Origin of the sequence: Bacillus cereus group sp. MG16 (assembly GCF_040459875.1) — a bacterium.
GTDB lineage: Bacteria > Bacillota > Bacilli > Bacillales > Bacillaceae_G > Bacillus_A > Bacillus_A paranthracis.
Map to the genome: position 1 here is coordinate 1,810,468 of NZ_JARVHE010000001.1, position 19,741 is coordinate 1,830,208.

Genomic DNA, 19,741 nt, shown 5'->3' on the forward strand with positions numbered 1-19,741 from the left:
GGGGAATTAAGTATGAGAGAATTAATTAGAAAGTATCAAGAAACTGGTGAATCCACAGAGATTATAGATACATTAGTGAATTATGTGGATGAGGACTTAACAGCATTAAAATACAATGGTAAATCACCAGAAGTAGAAGATGGTTTGAAATACGTGGCTTATCGTATTAGAGCATTCATGATGAAAAATTGTTTTGCAAAAAGAAATGCTAGAAACTTAACTGAAAGGAGCAATCAATCAGAGGATTTTGAAGGGTTGCATGAATTTCTAGATTACTTATATGAGGTAGATTGGATTAAGTTAGATTGGAGAGCATTGCGTAATTATGATTTTTCTTCAATTTACGTTAATGAAAGCGAAGTAAGAGATTATTTAGGTGCCACACAATATGATTTCTTTAACCTTTTAAAGAAATTTGAAGGATTAGGGCAAAGTAGCGATGAGTTTAAAATAGATTTTAAACAAACTAAAGATAATTTATTACCATTGTTTGAAGAAGCATTTCTTTACGCAATTAAGAAAGTGGATTGTGAGAGGGAAACAAAAGAAATGGTTAAATATATAAACAAAGCAATGTTGACGAAATTCATTGAATTACAAATGAAGAGAGATAATGTTAAGCGTATCCGTAAAGGAAATAAATCTACATATGTAAAGGCAGAAACAAAAGCAGAAGAAATAGATATATGGATGATGATGTTTGGAAAAACATTGAAGAATGTTGGAGGATTGGAAGCGTTTAGTTTATGGCTTACACCAAAACAAACTAAATTTGTGCAAGATGTTTACAACATCATTGAAAGAGATTTAAAAGAAAATAACACAAATGCTTTCAGATGGAAAGAAGATGGCACACCTATTTTGAAGAAACGTCATATAGCGAAACAGATGACAAAATTAACAAATCAAGAAATGACTGAGACAAACTTCAAACAAACTCTTAAACGTTGTGAAAAGAAAATCTTTGATAACTGGAAAGAAGTAATTTCAAATAGATTCTAAACCACTCATTTTAACTGTATGAGTGGTTTTTTATCTCTTCTAATAAAAAATCACCTCAAACACTAAAAAATTCACCTAATAACTTTAATGATTTCATATAACAAATTAAAAAGTTACATTTTTCCATATATTTATTTTATGTATGAAGGCGCTAATTTAATAATATTTTTTGCTTTCAAATTGAAAATTTTAATTATGCAACCCCTTTGCATAATCAATTCCCCTTAAAGGGATTACCTTGAAATTAGTTACAACGGACTGCTAACCGTTGTAACCTGCTAGGATTTTATCTTAGTGATAGCCAACTGGTGGAAACGGTACGACTGTACTGTTTCCTATTTTTATTGAATTAAAAGGAAGTGTTAAATAAAAATGGACGAAATCAATAATCAAGAACAGGTACAAGATGTTGAGGAAATTGAAATTAAAGACACTCAACAAAATGAAGAAATAGTTGAAGAAAAAACTTATTCACAAGAAGAAGTAGATTTACTATATAACCAGATTGATGAGTTATCACAATACAAGCCAAAAGAATTAACGGATGATGAAATTAAAATTCAACAAAAGTTGGAATCTATTTGGCGAAGAGAAGTTACGCAAATCTTAAAAGAAGAAGGCGTTGAAGTTTTTGCTGACTTCATTAACGTTTCTGTAGATGATACAGAAGCACTAAATAATCAAATTACAAAATTAAAGGAAATCATTGGTCAACTAGAGTTGGCGAATGGATATAAACCGACAAATCATAAACAGGTGGATGGTTATAGCATTGCTAAGAAAAACAAAGACACTAAATCTATGATTAGTCAAAAATTAAATTTTTAATATAAGAAAGAGGAAAAAAGAATGTTAGATTCTAAAAAATTAACTACACAGGAAAATATTCATCTTACCGATGAAATCGCTTTAGTATCACCTATCGCTACTCCTTTCATGGCTTTACTTTTAAGCAAAGGGTTATATGTTGACTCGAAAGGTAAATTTCACACATGGAGAGAAAAAACTCTTGATGGTACTGCTGACATTTCAGTTGATGAAGGCATTGACGCAACGCAATTCGTACAATCTGGACGTGCAGAACTAAATAACGTTATGGAAATCTTCTACAAAGCAACTTCTGTATCTGGTACAGCACAGGCAACAGGTGCAGTTGGGGACTTATTCGCACAAGAAATCAATGACCGCTTAATTGAACTTGCTATTGGTATGGAGAAAAAACTAATTAATGGTGTTAAGAACGATGGTGCTAGCGGTAAACGTCAAATGGATGGTATTTTAAAATTTGTTGACGCAGATAACGTTGTAAACGGTGCTACTAAAGATGTATTAACTGAGAAAGAAATTAAGGAACTTGTTAAGAAATTATGGACAGCAGGAAATGAAAATGGTGAATTTTATGCATTAGTTGGTGCTGACTTAAAAGACCAAATTGACGAACTATACAAAGACCGTTATTCTTACCAACATGTGACTACTGACTTCGGTATTGTTGTAAATTCTGTAGAAACTTCTTACGGAAAAGTTAACTTTATCCTAGACCGTTATATGCCAGCAGATAAAATTGTTGCATTTGATGTAAATGCTCTTAAAGTTGCTTTCTTACGTCAACCACAATTTGAACAACTAGGTAAAACTGGTGACAATGTTAAAGGTCAGGTAGTGGCAGAATGCTCACTTGAGGTTGGAAGTAAAAAAGCAGTCGCAGTTTATAACCTTAAACAAGCGTAATAATGTAACAAACAATGAATAGGTAGAGGGGTTAACCCTCTCCTATATTATTTTGATAATCGTTTAAAATTTTAAATAGGAGGTAATCAAAGTGAACATTAAGGATGAATATGTGTTAAAGCGCAGAAAAAAGAAAATTCGTTTGCGACAATTAGCCGAACATATTGGATGTTCACAATCATTAATCAGTCAATATGAGACAGGTAATTGTGAAATGGATAGAGTTAAAATTGATAAGTACAAAGAATTTATAGATAACTTTTAAAAAACACTTGACAATTTAGTTTTATGTAATGCATGAATTTGAAATGTGTAACAAAAAATGTTATACTATATACAGGATGAGGAATCATCCAAATAAATTAAAAAAGATAAGTTAAAGGAGTGAAATATGTGGAAGTAGTAGAAACTTAACTCTTTTACTCAATCAGCACGTGAGTAAAAGGGAATAAAGAAATAACACATAACTTTTATAAAATTTAATAATAAAATAAGATGATGAAAATATGGTTTTATCAAACGTTGAAAACATAAATTAGTGCAAAAGTTTTAAGAGTGAAAGTTACACTTTCGCTAATTTATGAAGCAAGAATTTAAAAATAGATTTCCTCAATGGGTATTTGAGGAAGCAGATTTTACAGTATGTATGAGTGATGATATTGATAGTTTAGTTGGTGCAACAATCCTCAAACAAGTTAAAGATTGGGAAGTGGAACATTTCTACGATTTCAACAATCTTTACTCCACAAATAAAAAAGACAAACGCAAAGCAGTCGGTGTTGATATTGCCCTTGTAAATGGCATGACATACGACAATCACGTAACAATGCTCTCCAACAAAAGTAAACCAAACATAATGAGTGCAAATCCAAACATAATTGAAAGAGTTTCAAGAGATAACTACACAGACAAATATGCAATGAGTACAGCATTGCTACTATACGCATTATATGATATTCCATTGCCTTCAACAGAAGATGGAAAACTAATGCTCATGGCAATTGATTCTAGTTACTTAGGATACTACGATTACAAAGGTAAATTTAGAGAAACCCAATGCAATTGGCTAGAAAAAATGGGCATGGAAGAAATAATTCGTCTTCAAGAAAGACATACATTAATGGACTTTGAAGAAGTACAAAGAAGGTATAATTCTTCTAAAAAAATACTCTTAAATGACAGCGGTTTCTTGGAAACGAAAATGGATTTAGAGGGTATTAGTAAATTGTTGGAATTGGATATTATCCTTCCAAATAAACAATTCGAAATTAGAAAAGAATTTACTCGTAATATATACGATTTAAAAAATGGATGTACATATGATAATCAACTTGTCAATTCTCATTACAATCCATTTTCGTATGCTCTTACGAGTAAGAAGAAGTTAAATATGACTTTTTAAATCAAAAAGGAAGATACACATGGATATGGATATAAATAAATATTTCTTTTGTTACAGTACAAACTTACAAGAGTTTTTCAAATATGAAAAGGATATTAAATATATTTGTACTGCGAGACATATGACATCAAACAAACAATTTTGGTTGTATGAGCGTACAGAAGAATTAAAAATGGCATTGGCAGAATATAGAGTCAATGGTGAAAAGTTAGCGTTAAAAAAGAATTTTTTACAAGTTTAATTTAAAAGAAGGGTTGATATTAAATGAAAAGTATTAGTGCAAAGGATTTATTTTTCTGCTACGACAAGCGAGTTGCAAAGTATTTGAGATACGACAAAGATATAGCATTTATTACAAAGGCATATACAAGAGATGGCAAAGAATTTTGGTTGTTTAATAAAACATCAGAATTAGATAAGGCATTAAAAGAGTATAATCGTTGATTTTATCAACAAGGATAATCAAAAATAAAGGGGTAATCAAAGATGGGGAAAGTAACAGAAAGAGAATTTAAATCAAGAGTTGAATATTATGAGCATCAAGATAAACATGGGAAAGTGTTTCTACCAAACAGTTTGTTTGAAACTTTATTAAAAGAAGAATCATTAACAACGAAAGGGAAAAGAACCACAACATATGTTGATGTTGCATATTCATATTTGTATCTTATTACATGGTTGTACCGTAACGCTAAATACGGTGTTATGAGTTACCAAAACACAGATGTAGGGGCTTTAAAAGAATTGATAGGGTTTACATCCAGAGAACAAAGAATAGATAAAATAATCAAAAAGAATGGTGTTTTAGATGGTCTTGGATTAACTAAAACAATTCCATATAAAGAAGCACCTGCATCTTACACAATTGATGAAGATGGATTTATTGATTTTGAAACTGTTTCAGATGTGGGATTAAAAGTTGAAAACAATCGCAAAACAGTTAAAGAACCAATATTTGGTTTATACGATAGTGATGGTGAATATGGTTATGGAACATTTTTTGGTGGGGTGGATTCTGATAACATCGCTAGAACACATAATGTGAACTTTAATATATTCATAAAGTGTATGACGAATAAAAATCTTGGTACAGATGCGTTTTACATATATAGTTTTCTAAAATCAAAATGTGATGTTGCAGGTGGAACAATTGAAATTTCACACGATACAATCATGAAACAAACAGGAATAACAAGAGGGAAAATGAATAGTGCATTGGACGGATTAAAGAAACATGGTCTAATTGAATGTTTTCCTGCAACATATGTAATCAATTCAGAAGCAGATGGGGCAAGCGTTTATTCTTGTAATGGAATTGGAAGTTATTCAGAAGAGGAAATGAAATATATAACACGTAATGTTACAGGTGTTAAAGAAGAGAAGAAAGAAGAAGTTAAAGTAACGGATTTTTAAAACCATACGAATAGTGAGTAATATAATAAATATATTAAGTGCCTAATGATAAATAATGAAGAATATAAGTTGGTTATATATTATTTATTATTATACTCACTATCAGTATGGTTTAGGGTTTTTGTATGAAAGAGGTTTAAATGAAATGACGTTGAAAGAAGCATTAAAAAAAGTTACAAAAGAGAATCGGATGTATTTTAATTATAAATTCCCAGATACACGATTCAATCAAACTATTCAGCCAAAAAATGAAGAAGAATTTCTTATTTCAGTTGGCAGAAAAACTATGAATGGTTTTACAAATTGGGAAAAGACACCAGAGTATGCAAATTTGGTGGCACTATATTTACAATCGTTAATGATTGATGATATTAGATTGATGTACGATGCAGTAAGAGAGAAGGCAGTTGGTGGTGACGATAAATCCATTGGCACATTCCTTAAACTGTACAAGGAAATCAATTCTATCGTGAAGGGATTCGAAACCATCTCTAATGAAGATGGAGCAGATGACGATGGGTTGATGGTGTAAGGTGAGCAAGAAATTAACAACAAAAGAAAAACTAGAATTGATTAATAATGACCCTGTATTATGGCTTAAAAATTTTGTCAAAATTACGACAAACACAGGCGAATACATACATTTTGTGGTCAATGACCAACAAAAAAAATTCATTGATGAAATGGGACGTTTTAACGTAATTGCAAAGGCAAGACAAATTGGCTTTAGTACAATGTCATTGGCTTTGTGTTTATGGATGGCAATGAACAGACCACGAACAAATTACATGGTAGTTTCCTATAAACAGGAGTCATCAACATCATTATTTGACAAATTAAAAATGATGTACGATGACCTTCCACATGACAAATTTAAGTTTCCGAAAGATACACAAAACAATCGTAACCAATTGAAATTTGATAATGGCTCATCTATTACACTTGCAACAGCAGGAGGTAAAGATATAGGTCGTGGTACAACATATGAATACATTTTACTATCAGAATTTGCATTTTATGAGAATCAAGATTCAATATTATTATCAGCAGAACAAGCATTGGCAAAGAGTAAAACATCAAAATTAGTAATTGAAACAACTTCAAATGGTTTCAACTCCTATCAAAAACTCTTCATGAACGCATATAAGGGAAATTCAAAATACAAAGCATTTTTCTTTCCTTTCTATTCTTCCTCATACGCAAAACAATTCAAAGATGATTATGATGAAGCAGAAATATGGTACAAAGAAAATAATAAAGGAAAGCGTCTTACTAAAGATGACTTAGAGCAAGACGAATTATATTTATATGAGCAAGGAGCAACGCTGAAACAATTAATGTGGCGTAGATGGAAACTACTTGATATGACATTACAACAATTCTATCAAGAATTTCCTGCAACCCCAATGGAATCATTTATTAGTAGTGGATTAAACGTTTTCGACCAACAAAAGATTGTCGAACGCTTAAAATATATTGAAAAACCATTGCTATATAGAGATGTGAAGATGATTATTCCAGATAGTATTGCAAAATACATTGGAAAATCGTTAATGATTTATCAATTGCCTGTTAAGGGGGTACGTTATTATGCAGGTGTAGATACTGCAAGTGGTAGCGGTGGCGACTATTCTACTATTTCAATTTTAAATGCAGACGGTGAACAGGTGTTAAGTTTTTATGACAATAAAATTCCTGTTTATGAATTTGCTAAGTTACTTGATATCATTGGGAAGTTTTATAACTATGCTTTCTTAACGGTAGAAAGAAATTCTTTTGGTACGCCAATCTTAGAACGTTTACGAAAAGATTATGAGTATATGAATTTGTACAAGCATAAAGTTTTTAATCAGCAATTAGGTAAAAAGCAATTACAGTTAGGATACCAAACTACACAAGTAACAAAAAATATTATGATTACAGATTTAAAAGAGCAATTCGAATTAGAAGTTATTCTTATAAACTGTCAAGAAACATTGGAGCAAATGCAAATTTTTGTTGAAACAGATGGGAAAACAGGGAATAAAAAAGGCAATGACAAACATGATGATTGTGTAATTGCTATGGCATTAGCAATTCAAGGCATTAAGCAAAATAAATGGTACGTATAAGAAGGATTTCTTATTCTTATATCGAATTATATATATGAAACGAGGAAGGAGATGTGTTTATGAGAAAAATGACAACAATTACCACGTTTATTCAAGAGATTTCGTATTTACTAGATAAAGGAATTTCATTTTCAATTGATGAGGTAAATAGACATATTGAAAATAAAGATGTAGTGAATTGGCTAGAACAAGAATTTCCTATTGGAAGTGAAAACGGAGTAGATTTTAGTTTGTTTAAACAATCTCATAGAGATTATATTCATAATGAATTGGAATCTTATTGGGGTGGCTATGCCGGAGATGAAAGAAGAAAATGGGGCATTGAAAACAATGGTTTGTGTATATTGTTAAGTTGGTCTATTGAAGTGGTAAGAGATTTATATGGTAGGTCAGGCGGAAATCGTATAGAGGAAGAATGGATTGAAGCATAAAATATCCTCATCTGAGGATATTTTTGTTTTTAAATTATAATACATAAAAGGAGACAAGAAATATGAATCAGGAAACAAAATTGTTATTTGGTAAAATACTTGGAGAAATTTACAAAACTCAACAAATGATTGCAGGTGATGAAAAACCAAATGTTAAAACTTATGGATTATTAAATGGGATTGAAGATGCTATTGATGAGGAAATTAAAGGATTGCAATTAATCTCTAATGAAAAATTTGAATTAATTTCAGATGTCCTGTTTGAAATTTTTGATGATGAAGAAAAAGTAGAAAAATTTATAGGGTATTACCAAATTGAGCCAACACTTAAGTCGCATGGCATACAAAGATGGGAAGCCATTAGAGTTCTTAAATATATGAATGCAAATGATATGTATACTAATTTAATTGAGAAAATGGATTCTTCTGGTTCACCAGGCGAATTAAGAAGATTGCAATTAACGAATTTTGATTGGTAAAAGCACTTTTTTAAGTGCTTTTTTATTTTGGAAAGGAAAAAGAAATGAATTTACAAGAATATATTAAAACCGTACATAACGGTAATCAATTCTGGTTTGTTGATGAGGTGGCTCATTTTGAAAATCAGAAAAGAATTTTAGACACAATTGAGAAGAAAAAATATTTGGATGGTAAACATGCTATCTCAAATAGGGTTGTAGAAAGTTATAATAATAAACCATATCAACAACGACAAGTTTTATTACAGTATGCAAAGTTAATTGTGAACCTTGAAACTACTTACCTATTAAAAAAGCCGATAACTTTTACTGGTGGGGAAAAAATTGTTGGAGATATGCAGAGGGTATATAAGAAAGGTAATTATGACAAGATTGACTTTGACCTGCTAAATAACTTAGTTAAGTATGGTAACGCATATGAGTATGTGTATATCAAAGATGATGGAAATGTGAGCAGTAAGGTCATTCCGACAGAATGTGGATATCCTATCTATAATGATGAGAACGATATGATTGCATTTGTTGAGTATTATACATCATTAGAGAGTGATTTCTATGTTGTCTATACACATGAGGAAGTAGTGAAGTATTCAACAATTGGAGGTACTGACTTACGTGTTGTGGGTTCTTATAAGAATGTTAGTGGTCTACCAATTCACTATAAAACCGATAATGAACTGAGTACGACATTTGGAAAGAGCGATTTAGATGACTTTATTAACATCATTGATGCTATGGAAGATTTACTATCTAAGTTTAGTGATTCATTCTATAAACATCATAATCCAATCCCAGTAGTTATTGGGCAACAACTAAAAGGAGAGGGGCTGAATCCTCATATCGTTGGTGGTGGAATTACTTTAGATGATGGTGCTGATTTTAAGATGGTAAGTAATGGTGTCAATCATAAGGCATTTGAGGTAATCTTCAATACACTTATGCAACAACTAATTAACATTGCAAGTGTTCCTGCTGTAGCATTGAATGCTTCTGATGTAAGTAACTTATCAGAGATGAGTATGAGAATGCTGTATCAACTTGCTGACATGAAGGGTGGACTCAACGAGCGTTACCTAAGAGAGGGACTAGAGCAACGCAACAGCAAGGTAGTGGGTCTGTTAGGTAAGCAAGGCAAGGCATACAGTGAAGATGCTATTGACTCGTTAGATATGGTATTCCATTATGCAAGACCAGTCAATGAGACAGAGGTCATTGATAACTTAGTTAAGATGTATGATGTTGGTGCAATCAGTATTGAGTCATTGGTTGCAATCAATCCATATGTTAGCAACGAGCACCTAGAGTTGAAGCGTATACTTGAACGTGAGCAACGAGTGAGCAAGCAGAAGCAAGTCAATGACAAGGTAGATGAGCATGAGCAAGCGAAAGCAAAGGATGCAAAAGCAGACGTTGTAACTAAGAAAGAGGATATAGTCGAGGGATAAGAGAGACATATGTGAGTGTTGTGATTGTGTGAGGGGAGTTGGAGGGAACGTTGATATATCAATGTTTAATGATGTAAAGGTATTACTTTCACTCGACACACTTTTAAGTAATACATGTGTGCGAGGATGAGCCGAGCCAGAAAATAAACGAGCAAAAAATGAGAGGGGCATTTTAAGAACGAATGTTCTGCACCCTCCTATATCCTCCTTTTTGTTTGGTTTCTGGTGAGTGGATGAGTGAGTTTGGATGTAAATGAATACAAAACAAAAAACGAACATTTTGACTGGTTTGTCAACAAATGTTCGTGTCATATGACTTCTCATAATCTTAATTATGTAAACTACCATATAATTAGTATTATGGGGATACTTTATTATTCGTTTATTGTTCATTTTTGGTCTTGTTGAGTGGGTGTATCCGAACAAAACGCTTACCCCATGTTAGCGAAATACTCCTATAGCCAACCTTTCAACACACACCCTAAAAAATTATAGAAAGGAGAATCCATGATGTTTGATTCTATCCTAAAATTAGATGAACAATATCTATTATATCTCGAACACAAAATCAAATCAATGTACCCAACATTAAATCCAGTCAAACAACTTCCACTAATGACAACGGAACAATATGAAGCAATCTATCCATATGTTGCAAACATATTGTATCAAGAATTGTCCTTTACTCCATATGATGCAACTCTTGTTCATTTTGAAGATGATGAGAGCATGGAGTATGAAGTTAATGGAATCAAACTGAATGGATTCTACATTGCGGAACACCACAACGCTAAAACGCATATATTCGTATTCACATATGAAGGAATCTGGCTGTATAACAATGAACCATTGGATACACCAACTTACATTCAAGAGTACATTAACAGATTAGTTTGCAACTCTCATGAATGTTTAATATATAACAAATCAATTATAAAGACCTGCGGTAGTATGTCAACTGAAAAACAACAGAATTTTTAGTTATCAAAGTACTATTTATTTAAAAAAGACATCACGAAACTAGACCAGTAATACATGTAATTTACTGGAAATTAATTGAAAGGTAGCGATGACAAGTTTTATGTCACACTTTCACGCACCTTTCTGGCGTAAAGAGTTGGTGACTACGTAGTAGCGCATCCACCAATCGCACAAGTTTTCTTGCGGTTAGAACGAGTGCACGTTTGTGTTGATGTTTTGGTACTTCATTATATTTTTTCACGTAATATTCTTGGTAATCAGATACATGCCTTCTTACAGAGTTGGCGGCTTCAACTAAGTAATACCGCAAGTAATGATTTCCATTACGAGATAATGAAGTGTTTTCTGCGGTGAATCGACCAGACTGGTGCGTACGCCAATATAATCCGGCATATTTTGCTACCTTGGTTTCATCATCAAATCTTTCGATTTGACCAATTTCAGCGAGAATACCGGCGGCGAACACAGGTCCGACTCCAGGAATGGATTCAAGTGTTTGAGGCAATCCAGCCATGATTCGCTTAATGGATTTTTCTAGTTCTTTGATTTGTTGTTGATAGGTACGAATGACCGCAATAGATGTTCCGAGAAGGACATCGATGGAGTCTTCCACAACCTTATCCAAACGATAGGAAGAGCGAACAGCCTTTTGAATGGTTGATGCCACACATTTTGGGTCACCAAATCGGTTTTTTCCTTTCACTTGTAGGAACTCAGCGAGTTCCTCTAAAGGCATGTTGGCTAGCTCTTCTAGACTGAATTTTTCAAGGAACAATTCCATCATGGCGTTGCCAAATATAGAAGAGTCCACCTCTTGTGAGAACGTATTACATTTATAACTTAGGTGTTGTAAAAAATGTTGTTTTTCCTTTGTCAACATTCTAACGAGCTGATAACGAGATCTTGTCAATTGCTGTAGTGCCACATACTGGCTTTCTTTTACGATAGACATTTGATTTCTTCCGAACCGTAAATAGTCAGCGATGACGAAGGCATCAATCTCGTCTGTTTTATCCATGTCAGAATAGCTTTTCTTGAAGTTTGCAATTTGTTTTGGATTCATTAGAAAGACTTTTGCTCCAAAGCTTTGTAAGTCTTCATCATAGTGAAGAAACATAGATGGATGAAAACTATAAACAGATGTGGATTCTAAGCCGATTTTAAAGGTTTCAACCTCTTGAGTGGCTATACGTTGTAATAATCGCTCTTTAAGCGCTGTGGCACCTGGTAAATCATTATTGACTGAAAAGGAGTCTAGCTTTTCTCCTTCACCATTTAGAATACAAGCTTTTATATCAAACGAACTTACATCTAGACCAACAAATAATCTCACGTAAGAGACCTCCTTTCGATTTAGAATCATTTCTTGGACGCCTCGAGATATCTCTAGTGTGTACGCCGACCAACAACCTCGTGTATGAGAGCTTGTCCTGAATCGAAAGCCGCCCTAGAGCTACTAACATCTAGGTTCGAGGGTCAGGCTGCTCAGCCTGCGAGTAGGGAGTCCCGCACGTTCACTGAGAAACACTCTTTTTTATGTGGTATATCCACAGGAGAAATTAGAATTGTCCCAAATGATCCTACAATCATTATCTAGAAATATCTTGAGACATCCAAGTATTAATTTACGGGTCTCTTATTAAGGGAATTTAAAGCTGAAATAACAGCTTAAATATAATATACGAGGAGAATATAGATATGGATAATATCGAAAGATTACAAATGGAAATCGGTGGTATCGAATTGCCGTATGAAGAATTAATTGTGTATTTAGAGGAAGAAGGAATTAACGGTGATGCAACTTACAATGCGTCGTCAAAAGCCAACAAGAAAGCAATTTATGCGACTGCACTATCAATCTTAAATTCAATTGCAAACCAACCACACTTAATCAAAAACTATAGACAAGATGATATGACAATTGACAGTTTTGCTAAGTATTTGCAGTCACGAGTTGACCAATTAGAAAAGAAGATTCGTCAAATGCCAAATGAAGATTCTGCACCTAGCAATTTCTTCAATTTATTTCAATAAGAAAGGAGGATAAAAAATGGATAAATTTAATATTTTTAAACTGCAATATAACGCATTCAATGACATGATGTCATTAGCAGGTCAAGAAGTGTTTATAAATGGCGCTAAGAAGTATGGAATCATTACAAATACTGATACTCGAGAATTTAATGATAAATATCTTTCAACTAATTTCGCAATGATGCGTGGTGATTACATCTATTATAACGACATGTATTGGATGATTTGGAATCAAGTAACTGTACCACGTTCGGAAAATTATAAAGGGATTATGAGACAGTGTGAGCACAATATCATATTTAATTTAAAGTATGTGGATGAAACAAGTAAATATCTTTTGAAATGTCCTGCGGTTATTCAGCGCACAAGTGATTACACACAACATTATCAAAGCACAGTATCAATGGTTACAATTGATTCAGAGATTCATGTGTTTGTAAGGGATACTTCTTTGACCAGAAAAATTATGAAACTTGTTGGTAAAAGCGATGGACAAATAATTATAGGAAACAAAAATTATAGTATTATCGGTGTATCTGTTGAAAAGAAGGGATATTTAAATATTACCTGTCGTTTGGACAATACAACTTCTTTTTCTGATTATGTTAATGAAATTTATTGGAGAGAAACTAGACCTACTGATTGGGAAAGTCAAATTGATGATTCTTTATACTACCATGAAGGTGTAACGCCTGCCTTGCCTAGTGCTCCTAATGGATTACAAACTAATGTTGGTGAAATTAAGGGTTATGATATTAAAAATCAAACACCTACATCTCTTGGAGAGATTAGTTTCTCTTGGACACACGATGATAATAACGTTAAGTATTGTGAATGGGAGGGATATAAGGTTGTATTTTTAAAGGATAATGTGGAGATTTCAACTACTACAACTATATCTGATTCTATTAATTATACAAACTTGCAAGCAGGTGAGTATTTTATTAAGGTCTCTATTCTATTTAATACATATGTAGAAGATGAAGGAAGTTTAGCGCAGACATCTAATAAATTTCAAATTAAAGATGAAACTGTTAAACCTTTACCACCTAACAATTATGAAACTAATGTATCACCAATGGACATTAAAGCAGTAGGAGAAGTAGCAGAAGATGGAGATGGAATAGTTACTTATACATGGAGTAAGGATGTTAATGCTGAAAACTATTCTGGCTTCGTTGGTTATACACTTTATCTATATCGTAATGGTACATATTCTTACTCATTAAACTTTGATAAAGATGTAATGTCTTATAAATGGACTAACAGAGGTGAGGGTACTTATTCTGGTAGAATCTGTGCACGTTTTATAAATGGTGAAATAGAGACATTAGGTTCAGAGAAGTTTTTTGGAAATGTAACAGTTCAAAATAATTTTGACAGCGGTGACCCTTGGTAATAGAAATATTGGGTGCATCTCATGATATACCTTTATTTTCCTTTGTATAGCGTTCTAGTTGTTTTAGGTGTTTTGGTATTGGGTTGATTCTTAAAATCTAGTACAAGTAAATTTGAGAGGTCATTTTTGATTTGTGAATCTCTGCAATTTTCGGTTTCATGATTCTGTTTAATATATATAAAGTCTGCAAATTACGCTAACATGTACATCCCTTGATAACAAAGGTTTTTATCCTGTCTCAAAAGTACCTAATTATTAATCTTGACACCCTCTTAGACATTTTGAAATGTCAAATGGCTTGTTTAAAATGCAACCAGGTATCATTTTTTGTCCTGTTTTGGTCAAAAAGCGAAATTAGTTCATCAGAAAATGTCCATTTTAGGACGAAAAGTGATAAGACCTATATCAAAAAATGAACAAAAATGGACAAAAAGCGATAGGTATAGAAAATAGATAGTAAAAAGAATAGATAGTATTAAAGGAAGGTCGCTAACGCTCCCCTATCTTTCTTTCGCTAACGCTCTCCCGTTCGCCTTCGGCTCATTACCTCACTTCGTTCGGTGGGGCTTCGCCCGTTCTTTTACACAATAAAAAGAATGTTTAAACTGAATTTTAAAGAAATATGAAAAATGTAAACACTCTACTACAAACATCCCACGTAGTAACTGGTTTGTAAAAGTTTGTGAGAATCAGATTTTTAAAAATATTACATAATAGAAAGTATATATATATGGTAAAATATGATATTTTTATTAGTGACAGACAGTGTGGAATTTATAAAAGGGAGCGGGATAAGTAAATGTTGAAAAAATGGGGAGTTACGCTATTGATAGTCGCAGTAGTGGCTGGATGTTCGTCAAAGACAGATACAGTCAAAGAAGAAACTAAAAATGAAGAATCAAAAGTAGAAGAAAAGGTAGAAGAAACTAAAGTTGAACAAGTTAAAGAAGAACCAAAAGTTAGTTCAGTTGAAGATGAGAAAGAGAAGAGAAAAAAATATGTTGATAATATTATTATCATTATGGAAAAGACTGCAATGGCAAATGATATTATTCAAAAGTTACTAAATGAAGCAGAATCTAATCCAACGTTGTTTGGAGATAGTAAGTGGAAAGACGCTATAATAAATGGATACAAAGCAATTGGAAATGATTATGGCACATTAAAAACATATCCACAACAACATATCCCAGATGCATATAAACAACATCATGAAACATTAATAACAAGTTATGAAGTAATGATGGATAGTGGGACAAAAATATTGCAAGCAGTTAATGAAACAAATTCAGATAAAATGAAAGAAGGATTAGAATTAAGACATAAATCTAAAGGTTTGTTTGATAAATATGGTAATGACCTAGCGAGCGTTCCAGACCCAAAATAATAAAGAATAGATGAATGATAAACCACTTATGTATAAGATACTGGAGTTTTATAGACAAGGTAAATGAAGATGTGCTATATTTTTCTTAACAGAAAAAGTGGTGGGAAACAGTCGTCAAACCTTGATATATAAGGGTTTTGATGCAAATGGGACAAAAACCTTCCCAAAAGAAAATCAATCAAATGATGAGCGCGATGAACAAGCAACAAATGAAATAAGCGCTAAAAGACACTCGCTAAGAGTGTCTTTTCTTTTTTATACGAATAGAGTTTAAAACTTTTAAAAATTCTGTATTTTTGTTAAACTGAAAACATCGCTCATTTTAAGGGAGGAGGAAAAATATGAAAGTGTTTATGAATTTAGCGTGGTTTTTTAAACAAGAAAAACGAGCGTACATAACCGGAATTATTTTATTATTTGGCGTCGCACTTTTAGAACTTGTAGCACCAAAAGTGATTGGGATTGTTGTAGATGAAATTAACGATGGAACATTAACGACTGATAAGTTACTGAAATGGGTTGTACTCTTAGTACTCGTAGGTATTACGATGTACATATTACGTTACGTGTGGCGCATTATGATTTTTGGGTCTTCATTAAAGTTAGCGCGCCAATTACGGAAAAATTTGTATGAACATTTTACAAAGATGAGTCCATCTTTCTATCAGTCAAATCGCACAGGGGATTTAATGGCGCACGCGACCAATGATATTCAAGCAATTCAGCAAACTGCTGGGGCGGGTGTTTTAACACTTGTTGATTCATTGGCTGTTGGAGGATGTGTACTCGTAGCAATGGGTTTTACAATTAGTTGGAAGTTAACATTGTTAAGCTTAATTCCAATGCCGATTGTAGCAATATCGACAAATTATTACGGCACTTTATTACATAAAAGGTTTCATAAAGCACAGCAATCGTTTTCGGAAATCAATGATAAAGTGCAAGAGAGTATGAGTGGGATGAAGGTAATTCGATCGCTTGGACAAGAAAAAGAAGATTTGCAAGCGTTCCGAAAAAAATCAGAAGATGTCGTACATAAAAATATGTTAGTTGCACGTATTGATTCGTTATTTGATCCAACAATCGCTCTTATCGTAGGATTTTCATTTTTAATCGCAGTATGTTACGGGTCAGTATTAGTTGTGAGAGGTGAATTAACAGTAGGTGATCTAGTTACATTTACGACGTATTTAGGTACCCTCGTTTGGCCGATGTTAGCGTTTGGATGGCTGTTTAATATTATGGAGCGTGGGCGTGCTTCGTATGACCGTGTAGAAAAAATTCTCTCACAAAAATCAGATGTAGTAAATAGAGAAAATGCTGTGCATACAGTAGCGAGCGGTGATGTTTCATTTGCGGTCGATTCGTTTTCGTATAAGAAAAATGAACTGTTACATTTAACAGATATTCACTTTGATTTGAAGAAGGGGGAAACTTTAGGGGTCGTGGGACGTACAGGTGCAGGGAAAACGACTTTATTAAAATGTTTAATCCGTGAGTATGATCATTTTAATGGTGAATTAAAAGTTGGAGAGCGGGATATTAGAGATGTAACACTTTACGGTGTCCGTTCTGCTATTTCATATGTGCCACAAGATCATTTTTTATTTTCAGCGAGTATTGGGGAGAATATTGCCTTTGGAAAGGCGGATGCTACATATAATGAAATTACCCGTGCTGCAGAGATTGCTTGTATTCACAATGACATCCTTCAATTTTCAGAAGGATATGAAACAGTAGTTGGGGAAAGAGGTGTTTCTTTATCTGGAGGTCAAAAACAGAGAATTTCTATTGCGCGTGCTTTATTAACGGATGCTGAAATTTTAATTTTAGATGATTGTTTATCAGCAGTAGATGCAAAAACAGAAGAAACGATTTTAAATGCTTTAAAGAGGGAGAGAGCAGGGAAAACGACAATTATTACTGCCCATCGTTTAAGTGCAATTCAGCATGCCAATCTTATTCTTGTTGTGGATGAAGGTAAAATTGTACAACGAGGTACACATGAACAACTAATGAAAGAACATGGTTGGTATAAAGAAATGTATGAGAGCCAGCAGTTAGAAGCATTAGTCGAGAAAGGAGGCGTATGATGGCTGAGAAAAAACAGAGCGATTTAAGAAGATTACTGTCTTATATGAGGCCATATAAAGGACTGTTAGCATTAGCATTTTTATTTCTAGTTGGTGCAACTGTAACAGAAATGATGGGTCCTTTTTTAATTAAACAATTCCTTGATGAACACTTAGTACCACGTAACTTTGATCAATCAGCACTTGTTACTCTATTTGTAGTGTATATTGTTGCTCACTTATTAAAAGTATTATTTACTTATTTAGACTTGTTATATTTTCAAAATATCGCTTTTAAAATTGTTCAAGATATGCGTGTTGAAGTATATGAGCATGTTCAAAAGTTGTCATTAAGTTTCTTTGATCGTACGCCGATTGGTACGCTCGTATCGCGCATAACGAATGATACAGAAGCAATTAAAGATTTTTATGTCAGTGTATTATCAACATTTGTTAAAAATATCGTATTTTTAGTAGGGATTTTAGTAGCGATGTTTTTATTAAATGTAAAATTAGCGCTATTTTCTCTCGTATTAATTCCGATCATGTTTGCGATTATGGTGCTATATCGTCGGAAAAGTGCAGCTTTTTATTTAGAAGTCCGTAATCAATTAAGTGTGTTAAATGCAAAGTTAAACGAGTCCATTCAAGGGATGAATATTGTTCAAGTGTTCAGACAAGAAAAGCGCATGAGAAAAGAATTTGAAGAAGTGAATAATAAACATTATAGTGCAGGGCGACGTACATTAAAGTTAGATGCATTGCTTTTACGTCCAGCAACTGATTTAGTTCATATTGTAGCTATTGCGTTAGTACTTGGTTTATTTGGAATTGATGCTTTGAAGAGTCCTGTTGAAGTAGGCGTTTTATATGCGTTTGTTAACTATATCCATCGTTTCTTCCAGCCTGTAAATGAGATGATGATGAAATTATCATTTTTCCAACAGGCACTGGTTTCATCATCACGTGTATTTCATTTAATGGATGAGAAAGATTTAGCGCCAGTTCAAAAAGGGGATGGAAATCCTCAAGTTATTAATGGAGATATTGAATTTAAAAATGTTACTTTTTCGTACGATGGAAAACGTGATGTTTTAAAAAATGTATCTTTTCACGTGAAACAAGGGCAAACGGTTGCTTTCGTTGGGCACACTGGCAGCGGAAAGAGTACTATTATGAATTTATTACTGAGATTCTATAATATTAAGTCCGGAAATATTGTAATAGATGGTGTAGAGTTAGAGAAATTTGAAGAACAAGAAATTAGAAAGAAAATAGGACTTGTATTGCAAGATGCATTTTTATTTGCGGGAAATGTAAAGCAAAATATTCGTATGTATAATGAAGAAATTACGGATGAAGAAGTAAAAGAAGCGGCACAATTTGTGCAAGCGAATACGTTTATTGAAAAATTACCAGAGCAGTATGAAACGGAAGTAGTAGAAAGAGGAGCTGCATTTTCTAGTGGTCAACGACAATTAATTGCTTTCGCTAGAACGATAGCAACGAATCCGAAAGTGTTAGTATTAGATGAAGCAACAGCAAATATTGATACAGAAACTGAAGATGCAATCCAAACAGCGTTACAGCAAATGCGAAAAGGACGGACTACGATAGCGATTGCACACAGATTATCTACCATACAAGATGCAGATCAAATTTTTGTTATGCACGATGGAGAGATAGTAGAGAGAGGGACACATCAAGAATTACTGAGTGAACAAGGATTGTATTATAATATGTACTTACTACAAAATAAAGGAAGTTTACAAAAGGCCTTGTAGAATTACAAGGTCTTTTGACTGCGTGTGAAATTTTTACAAAAAATATAGGAATTACATAGTATAATGTAGT

At 33.1% G+C, this 19,741-nt stretch carries 20 protein-coding genes and 1 pseudogene; 20 read left to right on the plus strand and 1 reads right to left on the minus strand.

The genetic code is table 11. From position 1 onward, the window contains the following. Positions 1-12: 12 nt before the first annotated feature. From QCI73_RS09355 to QCI73_RS09420, 14 genes are all read left to right on the plus strand, one after another. A complete protein-coding gene (locus QCI73_RS09355) occupies positions 13-1,002 on the plus strand; it encodes a hypothetical protein (protein ID WP_074568241.1) in 990 nt (329 codons plus the stop codon). A 372-nt stretch (positions 1,003-1,374) separates the two neighbouring features. Beyond that, positions 1,375-1,830, plus strand: coding sequence for a xanthine phosphoribosyltransferase (locus tag QCI73_RS09360; RefSeq protein WP_074568242.1), 456 nt, complete (start codon positions 1,375-1,377; stop codon positions 1,828-1,830). A 21-nt stretch (positions 1,831-1,851) separates the two neighbouring features. Then, positions 1,852-2,733 carry an SU10 major capsid protein gene (locus QCI73_RS09365; protein ID WP_074568243.1) on the plus strand — a complete coding sequence of 294 codons (882 nt, stop codon included), beginning with the start codon at positions 1,852-1,854 and terminating at the stop codon, positions 2,731-2,733. A gap of 91 nt (positions 2,734-2,824) precedes the next feature. After that, positions 2,825-2,998: a helix-turn-helix domain-containing protein gene (locus QCI73_RS09370; RefSeq protein WP_001021805.1), complete on the plus strand. Its 174-nt coding sequence runs from the start codon at positions 2,825-2,827 to the stop codon at positions 2,996-2,998. A 381-nt stretch (positions 2,999-3,379) separates the two neighbouring features. Next, the gene (locus tag QCI73_RS09375; RefSeq protein WP_080494719.1) at positions 3,380-4,135 is read left to right on the plus strand and encodes a hypothetical protein; all 756 of its coding nucleotides are present in this window, start codon (positions 3,380-3,382) and stop codon (positions 4,133-4,135) included. 19 nt (positions 4,136-4,154) lie between these two features. Next, a complete protein-coding gene (locus QCI73_RS09380) occupies positions 4,155-4,376 on the plus strand; it encodes a hypothetical protein (protein WP_229132948.1) in 222 nt (73 codons plus the stop codon). A gap of 23 nt (positions 4,377-4,399) precedes the next feature. Beyond that, positions 4,400-4,579 (plus strand): hypothetical protein, encoded by a 180-nt coding sequence (locus QCI73_RS09385; RefSeq protein ID WP_074568245.1) that lies wholly within the window; start codon positions 4,400-4,402, stop codon positions 4,577-4,579. Between the two features lie 42 nt (positions 4,580-4,621). Further along, positions 4,622-5,548: a helix-turn-helix domain-containing protein gene (locus QCI73_RS09390; protein ID WP_074568246.1), complete on the plus strand. Its 927-nt coding sequence runs from the start codon at positions 4,622-4,624 to the stop codon at positions 5,546-5,548. A 145-nt stretch (positions 5,549-5,693) separates the two neighbouring features. Beyond that, entirely contained in the window at positions 5,694-6,080 is a 387-nt protein-coding gene (locus tag QCI73_RS09395; RefSeq protein WP_074568247.1) for a hypothetical protein, read from the plus strand. Between the two features lies 1 nt (position 6,081). After that, positions 6,082-7,659: a terminase large subunit domain-containing protein gene (locus tag QCI73_RS09400; protein ID WP_074568248.1), complete on the plus strand. Its 1,578-nt coding sequence runs from the start codon at positions 6,082-6,084 to the stop codon at positions 7,657-7,659. A 59-nt stretch (positions 7,660-7,718) separates the two neighbouring features. Next, positions 7,719-8,090 carry a hypothetical protein gene (locus tag QCI73_RS09405; RefSeq protein WP_074568249.1) on the plus strand — a complete coding sequence of 124 codons (372 nt, stop codon included), beginning with the start codon at positions 7,719-7,721 and terminating at the stop codon, positions 8,088-8,090. Positions 8,091-8,152: 62 nt separating this feature from the next. Beyond that, on the plus strand, positions 8,153-8,569 hold the full coding sequence (locus QCI73_RS09410; RefSeq protein WP_074568250.1) for a hypothetical protein: 417 nt from the start codon (positions 8,153-8,155) through the stop codon (positions 8,567-8,569). A 44-nt stretch (positions 8,570-8,613) separates the two neighbouring features. Then, positions 8,614-10,014, plus strand: coding sequence for a phage portal protein (locus QCI73_RS09415; protein WP_074568251.1), 1,401 nt, complete (start codon positions 8,614-8,616; stop codon positions 10,012-10,014). A 510-nt stretch (positions 10,015-10,524) separates the two neighbouring features. Continuing rightward, on the plus strand, positions 10,525-10,995 hold the full coding sequence (locus QCI73_RS09420; protein WP_353822806.1) for a hypothetical protein: 471 nt from the start codon (positions 10,525-10,527) through the stop codon (positions 10,993-10,995). Between the two features lie 103 nt (positions 10,996-11,098). Here the strand turns inward: QCI73_RS09420 and QCI73_RS09425 are convergent, their stop codons facing one another. Then, positions 11,099-12,328 carry an IS110 family RNA-guided transposase gene (locus QCI73_RS09425; RefSeq protein WP_127063753.1) on the minus strand — a complete coding sequence of 410 codons (1,230 nt, stop codon included), beginning with the start codon at positions 12,326-12,328 and terminating at the stop codon, positions 11,099-11,101. A 365-nt stretch (positions 12,329-12,693) separates the two neighbouring features. Between QCI73_RS09425 and QCI73_RS09430 the strand changes: the two genes are divergently transcribed. From QCI73_RS09430 to QCI73_RS09455, 6 genes and pseudogenes are all read left to right on the plus strand, one after another. Continuing rightward, the gene (locus QCI73_RS09430; RefSeq protein ID WP_353822807.1) at positions 12,694-13,029 is read left to right on the plus strand and encodes a hypothetical protein; all 336 of its coding nucleotides are present in this window, start codon (positions 12,694-12,696) and stop codon (positions 13,027-13,029) included. 16 nt (positions 13,030-13,045) lie between these two features. Beyond that, positions 13,046-14,428, plus strand: coding sequence for a hypothetical protein (locus QCI73_RS09435; protein ID WP_074568253.1), 1,383 nt, complete (start codon positions 13,046-13,048; stop codon positions 14,426-14,428). 799 nt (positions 14,429-15,227) lie between these two features. After that, the gene (locus QCI73_RS09440; protein ID WP_074568254.1) at positions 15,228-15,815 is read left to right on the plus strand and encodes a hypothetical protein; all 588 of its coding nucleotides are present in this window, start codon (positions 15,228-15,230) and stop codon (positions 15,813-15,815) included. A 134-nt stretch (positions 15,816-15,949) separates the two neighbouring features. Beyond that, a pseudogene (locus tag QCI73_RS09445) lies at positions 15,950-16,033 on the plus strand (YneF family protein); the annotation flags it as partial. 123 nt (positions 16,034-16,156) lie between these two features. After that, positions 16,157-17,908 carry an ABC transporter transmembrane domain-containing protein gene (locus QCI73_RS09450; protein WP_327922749.1) on the plus strand — a complete coding sequence of 584 codons (1,752 nt, stop codon included), beginning with the start codon at positions 16,157-16,159 and terminating at the stop codon, positions 17,906-17,908. Beyond that, positions 17,908-19,671 (plus strand): ABC transporter ATP-binding protein, encoded by a 1,764-nt coding sequence (locus QCI73_RS09455; RefSeq protein ID WP_000818391.1) that lies wholly within the window; start codon positions 17,908-17,910, stop codon positions 19,669-19,671. Before QCI73_RS09450 ends, QCI73_RS09455 begins: the two co-directional genes overlap by 1 nt. Positions 19,672-19,741: the final 70 nt, after the last annotated feature.

Coding starts and splice junctions, on each gene's coding strand:
- QCI73_RS09355 (WP_074568241.1), top strand. CDS start 13: ATGAGAGAATTAATTAGAAAGTATCAAGAAACTGGTGAATCCACAGAG.
- QCI73_RS09430 (WP_353822807.1), top strand. CDS start 12,694: ATGGATAATATCGAAAGATTACAAATGGAAATCGGTGGTATCGAATTG.
- QCI73_RS09395 (WP_074568247.1), top strand. CDS start 5,694: ATGACGTTGAAAGAAGCATTAAAAAAAGTTACAAAAGAGAATCGGATG.
- QCI73_RS09380 (WP_229132948.1), top strand. CDS start 4,155: ATGGATATGGATATAAATAAATATTTCTTTTGTTACAGTACAAACTTA.
- QCI73_RS09365 (WP_074568243.1), top strand. CDS start 1,852: ATGTTAGATTCTAAAAAATTAACTACACAGGAAAATATTCATCTTACC.
- QCI73_RS09455 (WP_000818391.1), top strand. CDS start 17,908: ATGGCTGAGAAAAAACAGAGCGATTTAAGAAGATTACTGTCTTATATG.
- QCI73_RS09385 (WP_074568245.1), top strand. CDS start 4,400: ATGAAAAGTATTAGTGCAAAGGATTTATTTTTCTGCTACGACAAGCGA.
- QCI73_RS09410 (WP_074568250.1), top strand. CDS start 8,153: ATGAATCAGGAAACAAAATTGTTATTTGGTAAAATACTTGGAGAAATT.
- QCI73_RS09435 (WP_074568253.1), top strand. CDS start 13,046: ATGGATAAATTTAATATTTTTAAACTGCAATATAACGCATTCAATGAC.
- QCI73_RS09450 (WP_327922749.1), top strand. CDS start 16,157: ATGAAAGTGTTTATGAATTTAGCGTGGTTTTTTAAACAAGAAAAACGA.
- QCI73_RS09405 (WP_074568249.1), top strand. CDS start 7,719: ATGAGAAAAATGACAACAATTACCACGTTTATTCAAGAGATTTCGTAT.
- QCI73_RS09390 (WP_074568246.1), top strand. CDS start 4,622: ATGGGGAAAGTAACAGAAAGAGAATTTAAATCAAGAGTTGAATATTAT.
- QCI73_RS09415 (WP_074568251.1), top strand. CDS start 8,614: ATGAATTTACAAGAATATATTAAAACCGTACATAACGGTAATCAATTC.
- QCI73_RS09420 (WP_353822806.1), top strand. CDS start 10,525: ATGTTTGATTCTATCCTAAAATTAGATGAACAATATCTATTATATCTC.
- QCI73_RS09360 (WP_074568242.1), top strand. CDS start 1,375: ATGGACGAAATCAATAATCAAGAACAGGTACAAGATGTTGAGGAAATT.
- QCI73_RS09440 (WP_074568254.1), top strand. CDS start 15,228: ATGTTGAAAAAATGGGGAGTTACGCTATTGATAGTCGCAGTAGTGGCT.
- QCI73_RS09375 (WP_080494719.1), top strand. CDS start 3,380: ATGAGTGATGATATTGATAGTTTAGTTGGTGCAACAATCCTCAAACAA.